This window comes from Paenibacillus sp. PL91 (assembly GCF_012935325.2).
In the GTDB taxonomy this organism is placed as follows: domain Bacteria; phylum Bacillota; class Bacilli; order Paenibacillales; family Paenibacillaceae; genus Pristimantibacillus.
This window is the reverse complement of the sequence record NZ_JABBYG020000006.1, coordinates 190,377-205,717: the sequence shown is the minus strand read 5'-3', so window position 1 is coordinate 205,717 and position 15,341 is coordinate 190,377. Positions and strand designations below refer to the sequence as shown.

The 15,341-nt window shown below is 47.9% G+C and carries 14 protein-coding genes and 1 other annotated feature; of the genes, 7 read left to right on the top strand and 7 right to left on the bottom strand.

All coding sequences use genetic code 11. From position 1 onward, the window contains the following. Positions 1–118: 118 nt before the first annotated feature. The gene (locus HI950_RS16195) at positions 119–1,333 is read right to left on the bottom strand and encodes a DUF418 domain-containing protein (protein WP_169085908.1); all 1,215 of its coding nucleotides are present in this window, start codon (positions 1,331–1,333) and stop codon (positions 119–121) included. Positions 1,334–1,464: 131 nt separating this feature from the next. On the opposite strand from HI950_RS16195, the gene HI950_RS16190 reads away from it, so the two are divergent. Both HI950_RS16190 and HI950_RS16185 read left to right on the top strand, forming a co-directional pair. Further along, complete coding sequence (locus HI950_RS16190; RefSeq protein ID WP_169085906.1) at positions 1,465–2,205, top strand: response regulator transcription factor; 741 nt, start codon at positions 1,465–1,467, stop codon at positions 2,203–2,205. Next, entirely contained in the window at positions 2,202–3,941 is a 1,740-nt protein-coding gene (locus HI950_RS16185; RefSeq protein ID WP_169085904.1) for a sensor histidine kinase, read from the top strand. Before HI950_RS16190 ends, HI950_RS16185 begins: the two co-directional genes overlap by 4 nt. A 42-nt stretch (positions 3,942–3,983) precedes the next feature. Here the strand turns inward: HI950_RS16185 and HI950_RS16180 are convergent, their stop codons facing one another. After that, complete coding sequence (locus tag HI950_RS16180) at positions 3,984–5,171, bottom strand: aminotransferase class I/II-fold pyridoxal phosphate-dependent enzyme (RefSeq protein WP_317618385.1); 1,188 nt, start codon at positions 5,169–5,171, stop codon at positions 3,984–3,986. 54 nt (positions 5,172–5,225) lie between these two features. Continuing rightward, positions 5,226–5,463, bottom strand: a binding site (T-box leader). A 248-nt stretch (positions 5,464–5,711) separates the two neighbouring features. On the opposite strand from HI950_RS16180, the gene HI950_RS16175 reads away from it, so the two are divergent. After that, positions 5,712–6,401 (top strand): class I SAM-dependent methyltransferase, encoded by a 690-nt coding sequence (locus HI950_RS16175; protein WP_169085902.1) that lies wholly within the window; start codon positions 5,712–5,714, stop codon positions 6,399–6,401. A gap of 226 nt (positions 6,402–6,627) precedes the next feature. After that, positions 6,628–6,969: a hypothetical protein gene (locus HI950_RS16170; protein ID WP_169085900.1), complete on the top strand. Its 342-nt coding sequence runs from the start codon at positions 6,628–6,630 to the stop codon at positions 6,967–6,969. Between the two features lie 179 nt (positions 6,970–7,148). Here HI950_RS16170 and HI950_RS16165 read toward each other — a convergent pair whose 3' ends face one another. From HI950_RS16165 to HI950_RS16145, 5 genes are all read right to left on the bottom strand, one after another. Next, positions 7,149–7,364: a hypothetical protein gene (locus HI950_RS16165; protein ID WP_053372772.1), complete on the bottom strand. Its 216-nt coding sequence runs from the start codon at positions 7,362–7,364 to the stop codon at positions 7,149–7,151. A gap of 260 nt (positions 7,365–7,624) precedes the next feature. Next, entirely contained in the window at positions 7,625–8,305 is a 681-nt protein-coding gene (locus HI950_RS16160) for an S-layer homology domain-containing protein (RefSeq protein WP_169085898.1), read from the bottom strand. Positions 8,306–8,385: 80 nt separating this feature from the next. Next, a complete protein-coding gene (locus tag HI950_RS16155; RefSeq protein WP_223285315.1) occupies positions 8,386–9,576 on the bottom strand; it encodes an MFS transporter in 1,191 nt (396 codons plus the stop codon). Positions 9,577–9,626: 50 nt separating this feature from the next. Continuing rightward, complete coding sequence (locus tag HI950_RS16150) at positions 9,627–10,754, bottom strand: Gfo/Idh/MocA family protein (RefSeq protein ID WP_169085894.1); 1,128 nt, start codon at positions 10,752–10,754, stop codon at positions 9,627–9,629. Beyond that, positions 10,747–11,580 (bottom strand): sugar phosphate isomerase/epimerase family protein, encoded by an 834-nt coding sequence (locus HI950_RS16145; protein ID WP_169085892.1) that lies wholly within the window; start codon positions 11,578–11,580, stop codon positions 10,747–10,749. The genes HI950_RS16150 and HI950_RS16145 overlap by 8 nt, the downstream gene beginning before the upstream one ends. 349 nt (positions 11,581–11,929) lie before the next feature. Here HI950_RS16145 and HI950_RS16140 point away from each other — a divergent pair, with 349 nt between their 5' ends. The 3 genes from HI950_RS16140 (at position 11,930) to pstC (ending at position 15,339) form a co-directional block, all read left to right on the top strand. Further along, the gene (locus HI950_RS16140) at positions 11,930–13,330 is read left to right on the top strand and encodes a stalk domain-containing protein (RefSeq protein WP_169085890.1); all 1,401 of its coding nucleotides are present in this window, start codon (positions 11,930–11,932) and stop codon (positions 13,328–13,330) included. 19 nt (positions 13,331–13,349) lie between these two features. Next, positions 13,350–14,213 (top strand): phosphate ABC transporter substrate-binding protein, encoded by an 864-nt coding sequence (locus HI950_RS16135; protein WP_169085876.1) that lies wholly within the window; start codon positions 13,350–13,352, stop codon positions 14,211–14,213. Between the two features lie 163 nt (positions 14,214–14,376). Further along, positions 14,377–15,339, top strand: a complete 963-nt coding sequence (pstC, locus tag HI950_RS16130; RefSeq protein WP_169085863.1) for a phosphate ABC transporter permease subunit PstC — start codon at positions 14,377–14,379, stop codon at positions 15,337–15,339. Positions 15,340–15,341 lie beyond the last annotated feature (2 nt).

The following is a 15,341-nucleotide window of genomic DNA, read 5'->3' as shown; positions in this document are numbered from 1 at the left end:
AATTTGCCAACCCATAACACGCTTTTCAACAAAAAAGGAGCCGACTGCATAAGTCGCTCCTTTAGCTTTGGCTGTAATATTTTGCTTACCATTAACCATTTACTCCATTAATAACACCCTACGCAACCACATTTACATCCACCTGATCTGTTGCTTTCCGCGAAGTCCGTGATTTACCGCTAAACGACCAATACGTCCACATCCGCAGCAGCCGCTCTAGCGGGCCATTTTTGAACACTCGCAATATATAGCTGGACGCGACCGCTTGAAGGGCATAGATGAGAATCGCAAGCAGCAAGCCATTTAACACTCCGATTTGACCGAACCACCCAAAGCCATAGCCGTAAAATAAAGTGGTACAAATAACCGTCTGCATCAAATAGTTCGTCATAGACATCCGCCCCACCGCCTCGAATGCCGAAATGAAAATCGAGCGCTTCGATAAGAAGGACAACACGAGCGCCAGCCCAAATATATATCCAAGCGCCAGCAATTCTGCCCCAAGCGTAGTCAATACATCATTCCAAGCCCCTTCCGACAGCAGCACGGCTAAGCTCTTAAGCAGCAGGCCAAGCGGCAGCAGGATGGCGGTTGCCCAAATATATCGGCGCCTTTCCCGCTTCGGGTTATGAAACCACTTCTTGCTGGCAGCCGCTATGCCGAACAAAAACATCGGAAGCATGATCAACGGCATTGATAAAATAATGACAATTATAGCGCCCAATGGCAAACCCAGCGGATCTTCATTCATTCGAAAATCCACTACTTCCAAATAGGTTCCCTCGCTATATACCGTAATCGATTGCTCCACATACTGCGTCATTCTTTCCTTCTCTTCGGGCGTGTCGTCCATTAACCCGTAGCTAATGCCTGCTAGAAGCACGCTTAAGATGACGCCCCAAATGATAAGCGTCTTTGGCTTCCTTTTTACAAATAGCAATAAGCAAAAGCCAGTTACCCCGTAGGCGAGCAAAATATCGCCCTCCCACAGCAATAAGGTGTGCAGCAGGCCAAGCACCATCAGCATAAGAAAGCGGCGCACCAACGGTTTTCCCGGTTTAAGCCCCTTTGATACCAAGCTCTCCCTCAGCTTAAACAAGCTGTACCCGAACAAGAACATAAAGATCGGCATAAAACTGCCTTCCACTAAAATAAGCAGCCATTGATGCGCCACATCATCCAGCTTGGAAGGATTGAAATTCCGCATAACTTCCCTACCGTAAATGCCGTATTGAAAAATAATCATATTGGCAATCAATATGCCGAGCAAGCAAAAACCTCGAATCGCATCAATAATACGAATCCGGCTTCCTGTTTCTATTTGGTTAACCATCTCCATCACCTCTTCCACAATCATAATGACTTTTCTTGAACAGTCGGCAAACGGAACTATAACATCAGCTTAACTTTTTCCTACACCGTTCAACTTCTGTTAAGGTTTGTATGCTAGCATATTAACGGGTGATGAATATGAATAAAATTGTTATCGTTGACGATGAGCCGTCTATTGTCAAAATGCTGCAGCTTGTCCTTCAGAAGGAAGGCTTCCAGCATATTTATACAGCAGGAACGTGCCAAGAGGCACTCGATACGATTGCTCGATACGGCGCAGACATCGTTCTGCTGGATGTCATGCTGCCAGACGGCAGCGGATTTGAGCTGTGCTCCAAAATCAGGCAGCTCGGCAAACCGCATATTATATTTTTGACCGCCAAAGCATCGGACCTGGATATTTTAACCGGATTCGCGCTTGGCGGCGATGATTATGTCACGAAGCCGTTTAATCCTTTGGAAATTGCTGCCCGTATCAAAGCGCGGCTCCGCCGAATCGGTGAAATGGACGGTGCCTCAAGCCATGTCCCTCCATCAATAACGGCTTTAACCGCTCAGCAAGTATACAGCTTTGGCCGCTTCCAGCTGAATGAGGCAGCCGGCGAGCTATTGGTGGATCAAAAATCTGTCCCCTGCCCTGCCCAGGTTTTTCAGCTGCTGCTGCATTTTTGCAAAAATCCAGGCATCGTCTTCTCCAAGGGACAACTCTATGAAGCCGTATGGGGCATTGACGGAATGGGTGATGACAATACGGTCATGGTTCATATCCGAAGAATAAGGGAGAGGATCGAATACGATCCCAGCATGCCGACGCATCTCCTTACCGTTCGCGGGCTAGGCTATAAATTAGCCAAGGAGCCAGTAAGCCTATGAAGGTCCAGCGCCGAATGGCTTTTCATTTTACCTACCAGCTCATTATCTATTCCATCCTTATCTTCATAGCGATGATGGTGCTGTTCCTTATCCTTATCAGCAAACTAATGAATGACGATCTCAAACGCAACTTCCATACCGGTGCGCTCAGTTCGATCATAACGGGAAGCTACTATGAGAATGACGAGATTAAGCTTCCTGCGCATTGGACGAAGCTCATTAAAGAGCGCGACATGTGGCTGCAGGTCGTTGGCCCCAAGGGCAATGCCATTTTTGCCATCAATGTGCCTGACGATCAGCCCGCATCTTATTCGGTTACGCAGCTATTATCGATTCAGCAAACCGGAAAATACGGAGCCTATATTGTCGACAGCGAGCTCGACCAAACCTATGATACTCCGCTATTCTATCTGCTCGGCTACAAGAACCCGCAGCTAGAGAAGCTAACAGCTTGGTATACGGCTTATCAGCAAAATGGCCTCGTAAACGAGCAGTATAGAGAAGTCCTGCTAGCTAAGCTGCTTGAAACAGACAGCTATTTGCTGATCGTCGATCAAGCAGGCAACAGCGTCCAGACGATTGGCGATAAATCCTCTGCCTTCAATATTTATGAGCCTTTGGAAGTGCTGTCCATGCAGCAAAGCCCCGGTTATTACGACACCAATATTTCCGTATATCAGCCGTCTGCTAGCGGGATGACTTGGATCATGCATACGCCAAACGAGCCAGGAACGTTCATCAAGCAGCCCGTTTTTAAAGAGATCATACGCGTCTTCATTTTGGTGGGAGGCTCGATTCTTCTGCTGTCGCTCGCGATCTCCATTTGGCATGGCCACCGTTACGGTCAACCGCTCATCCTGTTCTCTGGCTGGTTCGAGCGCATGGGCAGCGGACTTTATGGAGAGGTGCTTACGCCCAAGGACCGCCGAAAGGTATTCCACCGCAGCGGCAAGCTGCGCATCCGCTACCGCCTCTATCGGGAGGTTATCGAATCCTTCTACCTAATGGCTGAACGGCTGGCGCAAACGGAGAAAGATCGGCTGCAGCTGGAGAAGACAAGAGAGGAATGGATGGCCGGCATCTCCCATGACCTGCGTACACCTCTCTCCACCATTCAAGGCTACGGCTATATTTTGGAGAGCACGCCTGCGAGCTGGAGCGCTGAGGAGCTTCAGGATATGGGCAAAATGATTCGTGAAAAAAGCGACTATATGCTGGAGCTGATAACTGACTTTTCGCATATTTATCAGCTAAAGCACGGCGGAGCCATGCCCATGGAAAAGAACGAAATCGAGCTCGGCGAGCTCGTCAGAAGATCCATCCTAAAATATGTGAACGACGTCACCCTCACGGATGTCGATTTCCACTACGAGGGAGATGAACTCCCTATTGTCATATACGGAAATGAAAAATGGCTGCAGCGGCTCATGGATAATCTGTTGTCCAACGCGGTGAAGCACAATGAGCCCGGCATCACAGTGACGGTTTCAAGCGGCATGTTGAATGATGAAGCATTCATCCGCGTCTGCGACGACGGAAGAGGCATGGATGAGGAGACCATACGCAACCTGTTCGAGAGGTATTACCGCGGCACCAATACTGAAGAATCAAGCGACGGCTCCGGCCTCGGCATGAGCATCGCCAAAATGATCGTAGAAGCGCATAAAGGCCGAATTGAGGTGTGCTCTGCTATGGGAGAGGGCACCTCGATCCACATTTATTTTCCAAGCGAATAATTATTACTTTAACGACTAGGGAGCCTGCACAGGCTCCTTTCTTCATTTCCGCAGCAGGCTGGAAGCCTTCAGGCAGCGATCGATTCGATCGATTGCTTCCGTAAGTCTGGATACGGAGGATGCGTAGGAGCAGCGAATGAACCCTTCTCCCCCAAGACCAAACACATGGCCGGGAACAGTAGCCACTCCAGCATCGAACAACAGCTTTTGCGCAAAATCATCGGAACTAAGACCCGTGTGCGCAATCGACGGAAACGCATAAAACGCACCACGCGGCTCATGGCAGGGCAGACCGATTTCCCTAAGGCCCTTCACGAACATCCGTCTACGCTGTGCATAGGATTCCATCATCATGTCCTTCGCCTCTAAACCGTTCCGCAATGATTCAATCGCCGCGATCTGGCCAATGATAGGCGCGCACATAACGGTGTATTGGTGAATTTTCAGCATGGCAGCGATCAGATCCCGATGGCCGCACGCATAGCCGATTCTCCAGCCCGTCATCGCAAAAGCTTTGGAGAAGCCGCTTATCAGCAGCGTTCTCTCCCTCATTCCCGGCAGAGCAGCAAAGCTTATATGCTTCTCATCATAGGTGAGCTCCGCGTAGATCTCATCCGAAATGACGATAAGGTTATTTTCCTCCACAATTTTGATGATCGGCAGCCAGTCTTGAAGGGTCATTATTCCGCCGGTCGGATTGTTAGGGTAGTTAATGATGAGCACCTTCGAACGCGGCGTAAGCACGGATTGCAGCGCTTCTGCCTTCAGCTTAAAATCATCCTTCGCGAACGTTTCGACCTCGATGGTTTTCCCGCCATTTAGCTGAGCAATCGGGGAGTAGGCAATATAGCTCGGAACGGGCACAATGATTTCATCGCCAGGCCCAATTAAAGCCCGCAGCGCAAGATCGATCGCCTCGCTACCGCCGACCGTAACGAGCACTTCATTTGATGGCTCGTATTTCACTTGAAAGCTATTGTGCAAATAGCTTGCGATCTCTTCTCTTAGCTCAAGAAGTCCTGCGTTCGGCGTATAGGAGGTTTTGCCGAGCTCAAGCGCACGGACGCAAGCCGCCCTAACATTCTCCGGCGTTACGAAGTCAGGCTCCCCGACGCCAAGCGAAATAATATCCTTATTTCCTTCTGCCATGCTAAAAAACTTGCGGATGCCCGAAGGCGGAATTTGCTGTACTACCGGGGAAATCATCTCGTTCATCGACCATGTTTTCATACCTATATTCCTCCTAAAGGTTATTAAGAAAACAAAAAAAGAGACCCATCCCTGTAAAGGGACGAGTCTCCACCCGTGTTACCACCCTAGTTTCGCGCTTAAAGCGCAACACTCTGCTCATGCATCAATCAATGCATGTTCCCGTTAACGCTGGAAATGCGGCAGAGCTTACTCTCGTTCAGCCTGCTTCTCGGAGATGGCTTTCCGCTAGCGCCCGAACGTTGGTTTTCAGCTGCCCCAACTCTCTGTTCGATCAGACCCGTAACGTACTCTTTCTCGTCATTGAATGTAAAAGCTATTTAGCTTGTTGTATGAAATCATCGATAATCGTAAATTTTTTACCAATGATAACACCAAAGAACAGGAAGCGCAATACCCAGTTTTTTGTTGCCCGTCCTCCTTATTTTAATAGTTTAAACCTATAAAGTATATTCATTCTATATATTTCACTTATGAATAAAGCGACTATAATATACAACTTAACCTAACACGGAAAAACAGCAGCTTGCATTCAACCATCCACTTTGAGGAGGCAATTCCATGCGCGATATTGTTAAACAGCATTTTGATGCGGTCGCCCCCCAATATGACCGTCAGCGCCGCCAGCTTATACCCTGCTTTGATGATTTTTACGGCGTCGCAACCGATTGGCTTAGCTGCGCGGGCGACGCCCCCCGCATATTGGACTTAGGAGCAGGAACCGGGCTATTTTCCTCGTTCATACGCAGCAAATACCCGAACGCATCACTAACTTTAATCGATCTAAGCGAGGAAATGCTGAAAGAAGCGCGCACGCGCTTCGGTGATGACCCACTGGTCAGCTATATTGCGGCCGATTATACTAGCTACCCGTATACAGTAAAATACGACGCTGTCATCTCTTCGCTGTCCATTCACCACCTGACACACCCAGCCAAACGAGCGCTGCTGCGCAGCATTCATGAGCTGTTAGTGGACGGTGGCAGCTTCGTTAACGCCGATCAAGCGGCTGGCACGACACCGCATTGGGATGACTATTACATGACACAGTGGCAAGCAGCCATTAGGCAAAGCGGCCTATCGAGTGAGGCGATTGAAGCCTCTATCGAGCGCCGGAAAGTGGATATCAACGCTACCGTTCAGGATCAGCTTGAATGGCTTCGCGAAGCTGGATTTGCCGACTCTGACTGCATTTACAAGTATCATGGCTTTGCTGTTTTTGCCGCGCTTAAGAGCCAAGGCTCCTGCTGAATTTCAAACCCGACTCGCTGTGGCGGGATTAATTCCAATCATTTAGGTTGGGTTTAATTCCGCCCTTCCTTTCAATGTCAGCTACCACAAGCATAAACCTTATCATACCTAGTTTCTAACCGTATGTCTGATCTTTTAATAATCTTTTTAACAACCCCTTGCATTCCCGTTAATTCCGAGTATAATACTAGGTATATGAACATTACGGAGATTGGAGCTGACCAGCATGACGTATTCCGAGAAACAAATAGCAGCAAAATGGATTGATGATTATTTAGATCTATATAACTTTGCCGTGAAAATCGGAGATGCCGATTGGCAGCAGCAAATTCTTCAAAATCTTCATAATAAAGATAACCACATTCGTCTTGAAATCGAGCATGGCATTCGCGTCGATTTATGGCTTCGGTTCGATAACATTAATCGTAAAATGCTTGAAATATATGAACAGCTCCGCAGCGCACAACATTCGGAGCAGCAGCAACAGCAGCTAAGAGAAAAGGTTTGGGAGTTTAAGCAGCAACGCGTGATGATCGCAAGCAAGCTGAAAGCCCACTACGCGCTTTAGAGTAAGGGATCGAGGTTGAATAACAAAAGGACTACAAATAAAAAAAAGCCTGCATGCAGGTATCTGCTCTGCTTAGCTATGTAGGGTAAAGCTATAAACGATGGCATGCAGCGATCCGCTCTGCCGATGAAGCATCATTACCAAAGTCTATGAATGGCCAGATTCATAGATGGATAGAATTACATCGATACTTGCTCCATATCGCGCATCATTTTCATCATCATCGTAGACATTTCATCGCACTCTTGCATTTTCATCATCATCATGTTCATATCCATGCTGTCCATCATGTTCATTTCCATCATCATGTCCATCATCATCTTCATGGATTTCATCTTGCACATCATTTCATCCATGCACATATTCATCATCATTTGCATTGCCATCTTCTCCATTCCCGTTCACCTCCCTTAAACTTTACTATACTGAAGATACTACAGCCTGGAATATAATTCAAGGTTTTTTTGTATTTTTTTGTTGATTTATTTATTGCATATATGATATAAATAAAGGTTACACATTTAATTCTCATTACTCCGCTTGGAATTATCGCGATGCTCGGACAATAAATGGATATAAATAATAATTAAAAAGCAGCTAATTGGGCGCTCTTACAAGGTCCAATCCGCTGCTTTTTATTTTTGCCATTGAAACATTAACCGTTTGTTTCCGGCTCTTGAGCAACATTATCCTTATGCGCTTCAATAAAGCTTACCGCATCGTACAAGGTTGCTGCCGCTTCAGCACGCGTCAGCGTATGCGATGGATCAAAGTTTCCTTCTTCATCCAAAGAAACGATCTTGTACAGAAGCGCACGCTGGATCGTACCTTGGTAAGCAATCGTGATCTCCTGCTCGTCTTGAATCGGAATGAACATTTTGACTGTCGGATATTGGCCCGTTAGCTCGATGGCTTGCACGAGATAATGCGTGAACTGCTCCTTAGTAAGCGGTGCCTGCGGATCAATATCCGCCGGGATATCCAGACCATTATAGTGAGCAATGACGAAATCCTCGGTATACCAAGCGTCATTTTTTATTTTTGTATAGAACCCGTCAGCAGTTGGCGCGCTTGGAAAGCTAATGGCCGCGAGGCTGATTTGCGTCGCTCTCACGATTAATGAAATGCCCTGCGCAGCAGTCAGATTGTCCTCTGGATGAAATGCCGTATCGCTCACCCCTTTTACAATGCCCTGCTGCTGCAGAGCTTCAATCTTTGCTTTGCTGCCAATATTCGCGATATCGCTAAAAGGTCCAGCCGCGAAGGCCTGTGTTGAAATTGATGCAGAAAGCAAGACAGCGACCGCCGCAATGGCAGTGCTCCAACGTTTTTTCATGGTCGTTCACCTCTTCTGTTTGGTTGGTGTTTGTCTGTTCACTTACATGAACGACCCTATGTTGAAAAAGGTTGCATGCTTCATGCACTAAGGCTCATATCCTTATTCGTCTTGACCGATCTTCGCAGCTTTACATACAGCAGTGTGAAGCCGACAATTCCGACCGCTGCCAGTACGCAGCCTAGTTGGTACATCGTTTGAGGGCCGGATTGCTCGAACACCCAGCCTCCGACAAGGCCTGCTGCGATGCCAGATAAACCTCCCCATGTCAGCGCATAGACGGCTTGGCCCGAGGCTCTGAATTCAGCCGGCACCAGCAGCACGGTAAGCTGCGTGCCGATATAATAATAGCCGCCGAACGTTAAGCAGTGGAGCACTTGAATATAAATAATTTGTTCGGCGCTGTCCGCATGCGACATAAGAAACCAACGCAGCGCGAACAGGGTACTGATGACGATCAGGCACAGCACCATCGTTTTCGCATTTTTTTTCAAATAACGATCAAGCAGCAAAAATATCGGAATTTCAAAGATCGATGACCAAAAAGCAGACCAGCCGATCAATGAGGCTTCTCCTCCCATTTCTTTAATATAAAGCGAAATGAAAGTCGTATTCATCGAATTTGGGATGGAGATGACAAGCCCGATGATTAGGAACAATAGGAAGGTTCGATTAACGAACATGGAGCGATAATTGACCTTGCCCGCAGGCGCAGCTCCTTTTACCTCACCCTTAGGCAGCGTGAAGGCAAACCCAAGCGAGATAAGCATCATTACCGTATAAATGATCCACAGGCGCTCGATGCCGATTTGTCCGATAACTGGTCCAGCCGAGACCGCCATCAGCGCCCAGCCTAGCGAGCCGAATAAGCGGAAAGCGCCGAAATTTAGCCCGGTTCCCTCAATGCTGTTTAAAATCAAGCTGTTGGTTTGCGAGAATAGCGGCATCTGAAAAAAGAAAAAGAACAGCATGCTCGTATAAATAATCGTATAGGATTCAAACAAAAATACGAGCTGCATGATGAGCATGCTGCCCATGAGCATAATGATCAGAGAACGTCTAATGTTGCGAAGCCGATCGCTCAAAAAGCCCCACAACGGATTCGCGATAATAGAGACAACCGGCCCGCCAGCCATTAATGTACCGATCTCCATCGTAGACATTCCGATCGATTGCAAATAAATCGCAAAGAAAGTGCTGTAGACGGCAATCGCGCCGTATACAAAGAAATTAAACGCCTTAATGAAATGGAACGATCGCTTCTGGTTCATATCCTTGTCCTTCATCCCGCTGTCAGACGGCTAGCTATCCGCTACTATTGTTATAGCTGAGCGGCGGACGTTCGCGAGCGCGTTATCACTTCCTCCGCGCTGACTTCCCGTCCTAGCTCCTCCGACATGTAGATGCCTTCGCTAATTAGCATAGTATTCAGCGCAACTTCCGCTGTTGGCAGGAGCGGCACTCTGCCTTGAAGCGCCGCTACCCAGTGATGCTGCGAGGAGTTATAAGCATCCTCATTCTCGTACAGCCGGTGCCTGCGCAAATCCATCATATCCAAATCCAGCGTGCTGTCCATATCCATATCGCATACGGTGCTATGAAAGCTAAACGGCTGCGCGCCGGCTCCTGTCTGCTCATTCGGCAAGCGTACGCCTCCCTTGGAGCCGGCGATGCTGCTGCCCTCAAAGCCGCCCATATGCACGGCCCACGCTTCAACGATATCAAGCGTCAAGCCGCCTGCAAACCGAATAAAGCCCGCAGCCAGCTCCTCGACGTCGAATCCGCTCTGCCCCCTTCTCTCCTGCAGCATATCCATTTCCTGATACAGCTTGCCTGAGATTCTCTCGACCTGCGGATTTCCTAACAAATAGAGCAGCTGTGCAATATGATACACGCCCATATCGAGCAAAGCGCCTCCGGCCGCCGTCTCCTTGCGAGTAAAATAAGGCGTGCCATAGCCGTCGACGAACGGGCGATTCCTTCTGCGGAAGCCTGTTGAGCGCGCATGGTAGAGCTTTCCAAGCATGCCTCCGTCAATTAACGTTTTCGCCGCCTTTGTATCTTTACCATATAACGTAAAGAGCTGTACGTGCAATTGCTTTCCATAAGTTTTGGCTGCTTCAAGCATCGCTTTCCCATCGAAATAGGTTCCCGCTATAGGCTTCTCGCAATAAACATGCAATCCTGCCTGTAGCGCAGCTATCGTGACCGGCGCATGAAAATTGTTGTGCAAGCATACGTCAACCGCGTCCAAATCCTCTCGCTTCAGCAGCTCCCTAAAGTCCGAATAGACATGTGGAATGCCGCTTTGCTCCGCAACCCGCCTAGCCTCCAGTTCATTCACATCACACACGGCCACAAGCTCAGCGCCAGGTATGTTTTTGTACTTTTCGATATGCATCTTGCCGATCTGTCCGACTCCGATAATGCCAATTCGAATATTATTCATCTTGCTGAGCCCCTTTGCCGAGTTGTTGGCCTGCATCTACTAGCAGCTTTTTCACTTTGGAAATAAGCAGCTCCGTCTCTACATACTGGTTGCCCGGCGCGTTATATTCGACTCCCCAATAGCCCTTATAGCCTGATTCCTGCAGCATATGAATCGTCTCAATGGCATGGCTGCCATCGACCGTCTTTTCATCGAAATGAGTATGGTAGGCCCAAGGCGAAACGATCCTATCCCCTTCCGCTTGATTCTCCTTCCAACGACCTAAATGAACGAGAAAGCCGAAGGATGGATGGTCGACTGCTTCTGCAAGCCGCTTCAGTTCATTTGGATCAAGCGATGCACCCATATGATTCTCTGGTCCGATTAGAAAGCCGTGGTCTGCCGCATAAGCGGCAAATTGCTGGTAACGCTTTACTGTATATTCAAACTGAGCCTCGCCCATTTCCTCCCAGTCTTGATAACTTCCGCCCGTATCAATCCGAACCGTCTCTGCCCCTAAAATCACAGACGCCCGCAAATGCAGCAGCGCATTATCGTATAGATGCTGGCGCATTTCTTCATCCGGGTCCCATAAATGGGCTCCGTCTATTGCAAAATTAACAACGCGCATTTCCTTCTCATCAAGCGCCTCGCGAATTTTCCGAATATAATTTTCATCGGCCAGCTTCATTACTGGCTTGCTGCCCCTGTCTATAAAAAAACCATTCCACAAATCGACGACATCCATGCGATAGCGGTATTTGACTGTTTCCAAATAACCGAATACATCCATCTTCCCCTCCAAATACGTGTTATTGAATGAATAGCCTCCGATTGATATGTTCATCGATTAATCCTCCAATTGGCAAATAGATTTGCAGTCCCTCCCATTATAAACCTCGTGCAAATGAGGCAATGGTGCACTTTTTTCTTATTAAGGGGGAAATATCTACTTTCATAGAAACAAGTCCCACTCTAGTACTCTATTCCTACTATCATTTACAAATTCCATACAATTTCTAAATAATGGGATGATAAATCGCTGATATGATCAGGTAGAACTAGAAACCCAACATATGGAATGTAACGAACTAACGCCGCCTGGGAGGGATCAAGCCAATTATACATACCGACCAAGGCCGTCGGAAATTCGGTTTACAATAAAAAACCCCATTTGAGAAAGGTGACCCTATTCCATGCAAATGAAAAAAGCAATGGTAGTTTCGATGATCGCAGCAGCAATTAGCGCAACAGCAGTTACTCCGATTTTCGCACAAACGGCGGCAAGCATCCAAGCAGCACAAATCAGCCAATCGAACTTTATGGTTAATGCAAATCCGGTTTCCATTCGCACGGTTGTAGACGGCGGCGTTACACTGGCTTCGGTTCGCGACATCGTCAATGCGGTTGGTGCTACGCTGCACATTAACAGCGACCATACGGTTGTTGTGAAGCTTGGCGAAACCACGCTGAAGCTGAAAGCTGCTTCCAAAACGATCACGGTTAACGGTGCAGCAACTCCTCTTCAGCATCCAGCTAAAGAAGTAGCTTACTCTACCTTTATCGAACCTGCTGCATTCGTTCAAGCGCTTGGCGGCACCTACGAAGACAACATGATCAGCACGGTTAACCTTCTTGCAGGAGCAGAGCAAGCGGTATGGGTTAGCTCCTCCCAGCTTATCGTATCGAATTCCACAGGCGAAGGCCGCGAGGATTACCTAGTTGATGCAGCTACTGGCAAATATGAGCTATTGCTCAAATCCGAAGGCGCTTCTGCGCTTGTCCTTTCTCCTGATGGCAAAAGCGCAGCTTACTCCGATCCAAGCGGTGCTGTATTCACCATCGATCTGGTCTCGAAACAAGCGAATCAAGTAAGCACGGACAGCTCGATCAAAAATGAGCTGACTTGGTCAAGCGACGGCATGTCCCTCTTCTTCCTTCAAGGCGACAAAAGCTCTGTTATCGCGAAGCTTACTGTAGCTGACGGCAAAGTATCCAAAGTGCTTGAAGATAAAGTTGATTACAAAGCGAACTTGACCGTATCCGCAGATGGCAAGCAATTTGCATATTACGTCTTTAAACAACCGAAAGTTACTGCTGACAGCAGCAAGGATGTTGAGCTTGATGATGTAGCAATCGATGCAACAGGCACAGAGCCGCAGATCTACTTCTATAACACGGCAACTGCTAACAATAAAGCTGTTCAGTTGACCAAAGATACGGCTGATAAAGTATTCCTTGAGCTATCGGCAGACGGCTCCAAAGTTAGCTACGTAAGCGTAAGTGCAGACGAAGCAAGCGTTGGTCAGCTGGTTACGATCGATAATACAGGCCATGCAAGCACGCCTTCGTTCGCTGACAAAGACGTATATGAACTGGTTCAAGGCGGAAGCAAGCTGTATCTGCTTACGGCTGACGGTATCAGCACAAATGCGATTTACGAGATCGACAACGCAACTGGCACTAGCAAACTCGTACAGTCCGTTTCAGACAGCGCATCGGAATTGATCGTTTCGGGCAGCTCCGATATCGCAGCTCTTATTGATGGTCAACTCGCTGTATCAGCACAAGGCAATTGGAAAAACATCACAAACTAATTAATGGAGGTTATTCCTAATGAAATGGTTTAAACAATTAACAATCGCGGCGCTTATCGCCGTAGTTGGCTTCAGCTCAGTTCCAGCATCCACCCCTACTGCTACAGCAGCAAGCAAACTAAGCGGTAAAATCGTCATTAACGGTTCTTCCGCTCTTCTTCCATTGACGCTTCAAGCGGCTAATGAATTCAAGAAGCTTAATCCAAAAGTTAAAATTTCCGCATCCGCTGCCGGCTCGATCACAGGACCGCAAGCTGTACGCAAAGGCATTGCCAACATCGGCGCTGTAGACTGGGACGCTTCGAAGGATGTGCCTGGCTTCAAAAAATTCGAAGGCCAAGTCGCTCATAAAGTTGCAGTTATTCCTTTTGCAGCAGTAGTAAACAAAAACGTAACAGCAACAAAACTAACGACAAAAGATCTGCAAGGCATCTTCTCCGGCAAAATCAAAAACTGGAAAGAAGTTGGCGGCAAGGACGCTCAAATCATCGTCGTAAACCGTACTTTCGGATCCGGAACTCGCGTTAACTTCCAAGATAAAGCGCTAGACGGTACTGATTTCATGACTAAAGGCGACAACTACAAAGAAGTAAAAACTAGCGGCGACATGAAGTCCACGATCGAAACGACACCAAATGCGATTGGATATATGGACCTTGCTTACGTAACAGACAAAATGACAGCCGTAACTATCAACGATGTTGAACCAACTGAAGCTAACGTTATTAACGGCAAGTACAAGGTTTGGGGCTATGGCTACTACATGACTAAAGGCGAGCCAACTGGCGCGACTAAAGAATTCATCAAATACGTACAAAGCACGAAGTTCCAAAACGGTTCGCTGAAGAAGCTTAAATTCATTCCGATCTCGGCAATTAAATAGATTGGAATAAAGGAGCGGCCGGCTTGCGCAAATAAGCGCCTAAGCCGGCCGTTCTTTCCTTCAATAGTAATTACTTTTTAGTCCCGTTAATATTTAACCGCGAAACGAGCGAAGCTGCCCATAGGCCGGCGACCGCCGATTTCGCTTGGAGGAGCCTATTATTATGTTGGAATCCACTCATGCCGGCACGCAGCCGCGTATCAAAGCAGAGCTTGGCAAGGCGATTTTAGCTGGCAGCAGTAAGCCATTTGACCGCAGATCCCGCCTGTTTTTTACGAACCGTCTCTTTCGTTACCTTTGCATCGCTGCTGCAAGCTTTGTATGTCTTATTCTCTTTTTGATACTGCTGCTTATGTTCCGAACCGGCGTGCTGACTTTCGGTCAAATATCGTTTGCAGACTTCTTCTTCTCCACAGAATGGAATCCAGAGAACGAGCAATATGGCGCGCTTATCTTCATCTTCGGCACCTTTGCTTTAACTGCGCTGACGCTCCTCATCTGTGTGCCGATCTCGCTAATCATCGCTGTGTTTTTGTCCGTATTCGTACCGCCTTGGCTGAAAAACATGCTGCGTCCGGTCCTAGACTTGCTCGTCGGCATCCCTTCTGTCGTATACGGCTACCTGGGCTTGACCGTGCTAATTCCTTTAATTCGGACGGTGACCGGCAGCGGCATGGGCGACGGACTGCTCGCAGCAGCGCTAGTGCTTACAATTATGGTTTTGCCTACCGTAAGCCGTATTAGCGATGACGCGATTAGCGCGGTCCCTGCCAAGTTCAGCGACGCTTCCTATGCGCTTGGCGCTACTCGGTTCCAAACGGTATGGAGAGTTCTGATTCCTTCTGCCAAAAGCGGTATTATGTATGCAGTCATTCTCGGCATGGCCCGCGCAGTCGGCGAGACGATGGCGGTCGTAATGGTTATCGGCAATACGCCGCAGCTGGCCGACAGCCTGCTCAAACCGACCTCCGTCCTAACGAGCAACATCGTTATGCAAATTTCGAATGTACCGTTTGACTCGACTTGGAACTACGCTCTTTATTTAATGGGCTTCTTGCTCCTCGTTATTTCATTGCTTATGATCGTTGCCATTCGTTGGCTTCAAAGAAAGGGGACGCAAGCATGAAG

What these genes read in the sequence shown, in the direction of transcription:
- HI950_RS16195 (WP_169085908.1), bottom strand. Translation starts at nt 1,333, where the DNA reads ATGGTTAACCAAATAGAAACAGGAAGCCGGATTCGTATTATTGATGCG.
- HI950_RS16190 (WP_169085906.1), top strand. Translation starts at nt 1,465, where the DNA reads ATGAATATGAATAAAATTGTTATCGTTGACGATGAGCCGTCTATTGTC.
- HI950_RS16185 (WP_169085904.1), top strand. Translation starts at nt 2,202, where the DNA reads ATGAAGGTCCAGCGCCGAATGGCTTTTCATTTTACCTACCAGCTCATT.
- HI950_RS16180 (WP_317618385.1), bottom strand. Translation starts at nt 5,171, where the DNA reads ATGAAAACATGGTCGATGAACGAGATGATTTCCCCGGTAGTACAGCAA.
- HI950_RS16175 (WP_169085902.1), top strand. Translation starts at nt 5,712, where the DNA reads ATGCGCGATATTGTTAAACAGCATTTTGATGCGGTCGCCCCCCAATAT.
- HI950_RS16170 (WP_169085900.1), top strand. Translation starts at nt 6,628, where the DNA reads ATGACGTATTCCGAGAAACAAATAGCAGCAAAATGGATTGATGATTAT.
- HI950_RS16165 (WP_053372772.1), bottom strand. Translation starts at nt 7,364, where the DNA reads ATGGAGAAGATGGCAATGCAAATGATGATGAATATGTGCATGGATGAA.
- HI950_RS16160 (WP_169085898.1), bottom strand. Translation starts at nt 8,305, where the DNA reads ATGAAAAAACGTTGGAGCACTGCCATTGCGGCGGTCGCTGTCTTGCTT.
- HI950_RS16155 (WP_223285315.1), bottom strand. Translation starts at nt 9,576, where the DNA reads ATGAACCAGAAGCGATCGTTCCATTTCATTAAGGCGTTTAATTTCTTT.
- HI950_RS16150 (WP_169085894.1), bottom strand. Translation starts at nt 10,754, where the DNA reads ATGAATAATATTCGAATTGGCATTATCGGAGTCGGACAGATCGGCAAG.
- HI950_RS16145 (WP_169085892.1), bottom strand. Translation starts at nt 11,580, where the DNA reads ATGAACATATCAATCGGAGGCTATTCATTCAATAACACGTATTTGGAG.
- HI950_RS16140 (WP_169085890.1), top strand. Translation starts at nt 11,930, where the DNA reads ATGCAAATGAAAAAAGCAATGGTAGTTTCGATGATCGCAGCAGCAATT.
- HI950_RS16135 (WP_169085876.1), top strand. Translation starts at nt 13,350, where the DNA reads ATGAAATGGTTTAAACAATTAACAATCGCGGCGCTTATCGCCGTAGTT.
- pstC (WP_169085863.1), top strand. Translation starts at nt 14,377, where the DNA reads ATGTTGGAATCCACTCATGCCGGCACGCAGCCGCGTATCAAAGCAGAG.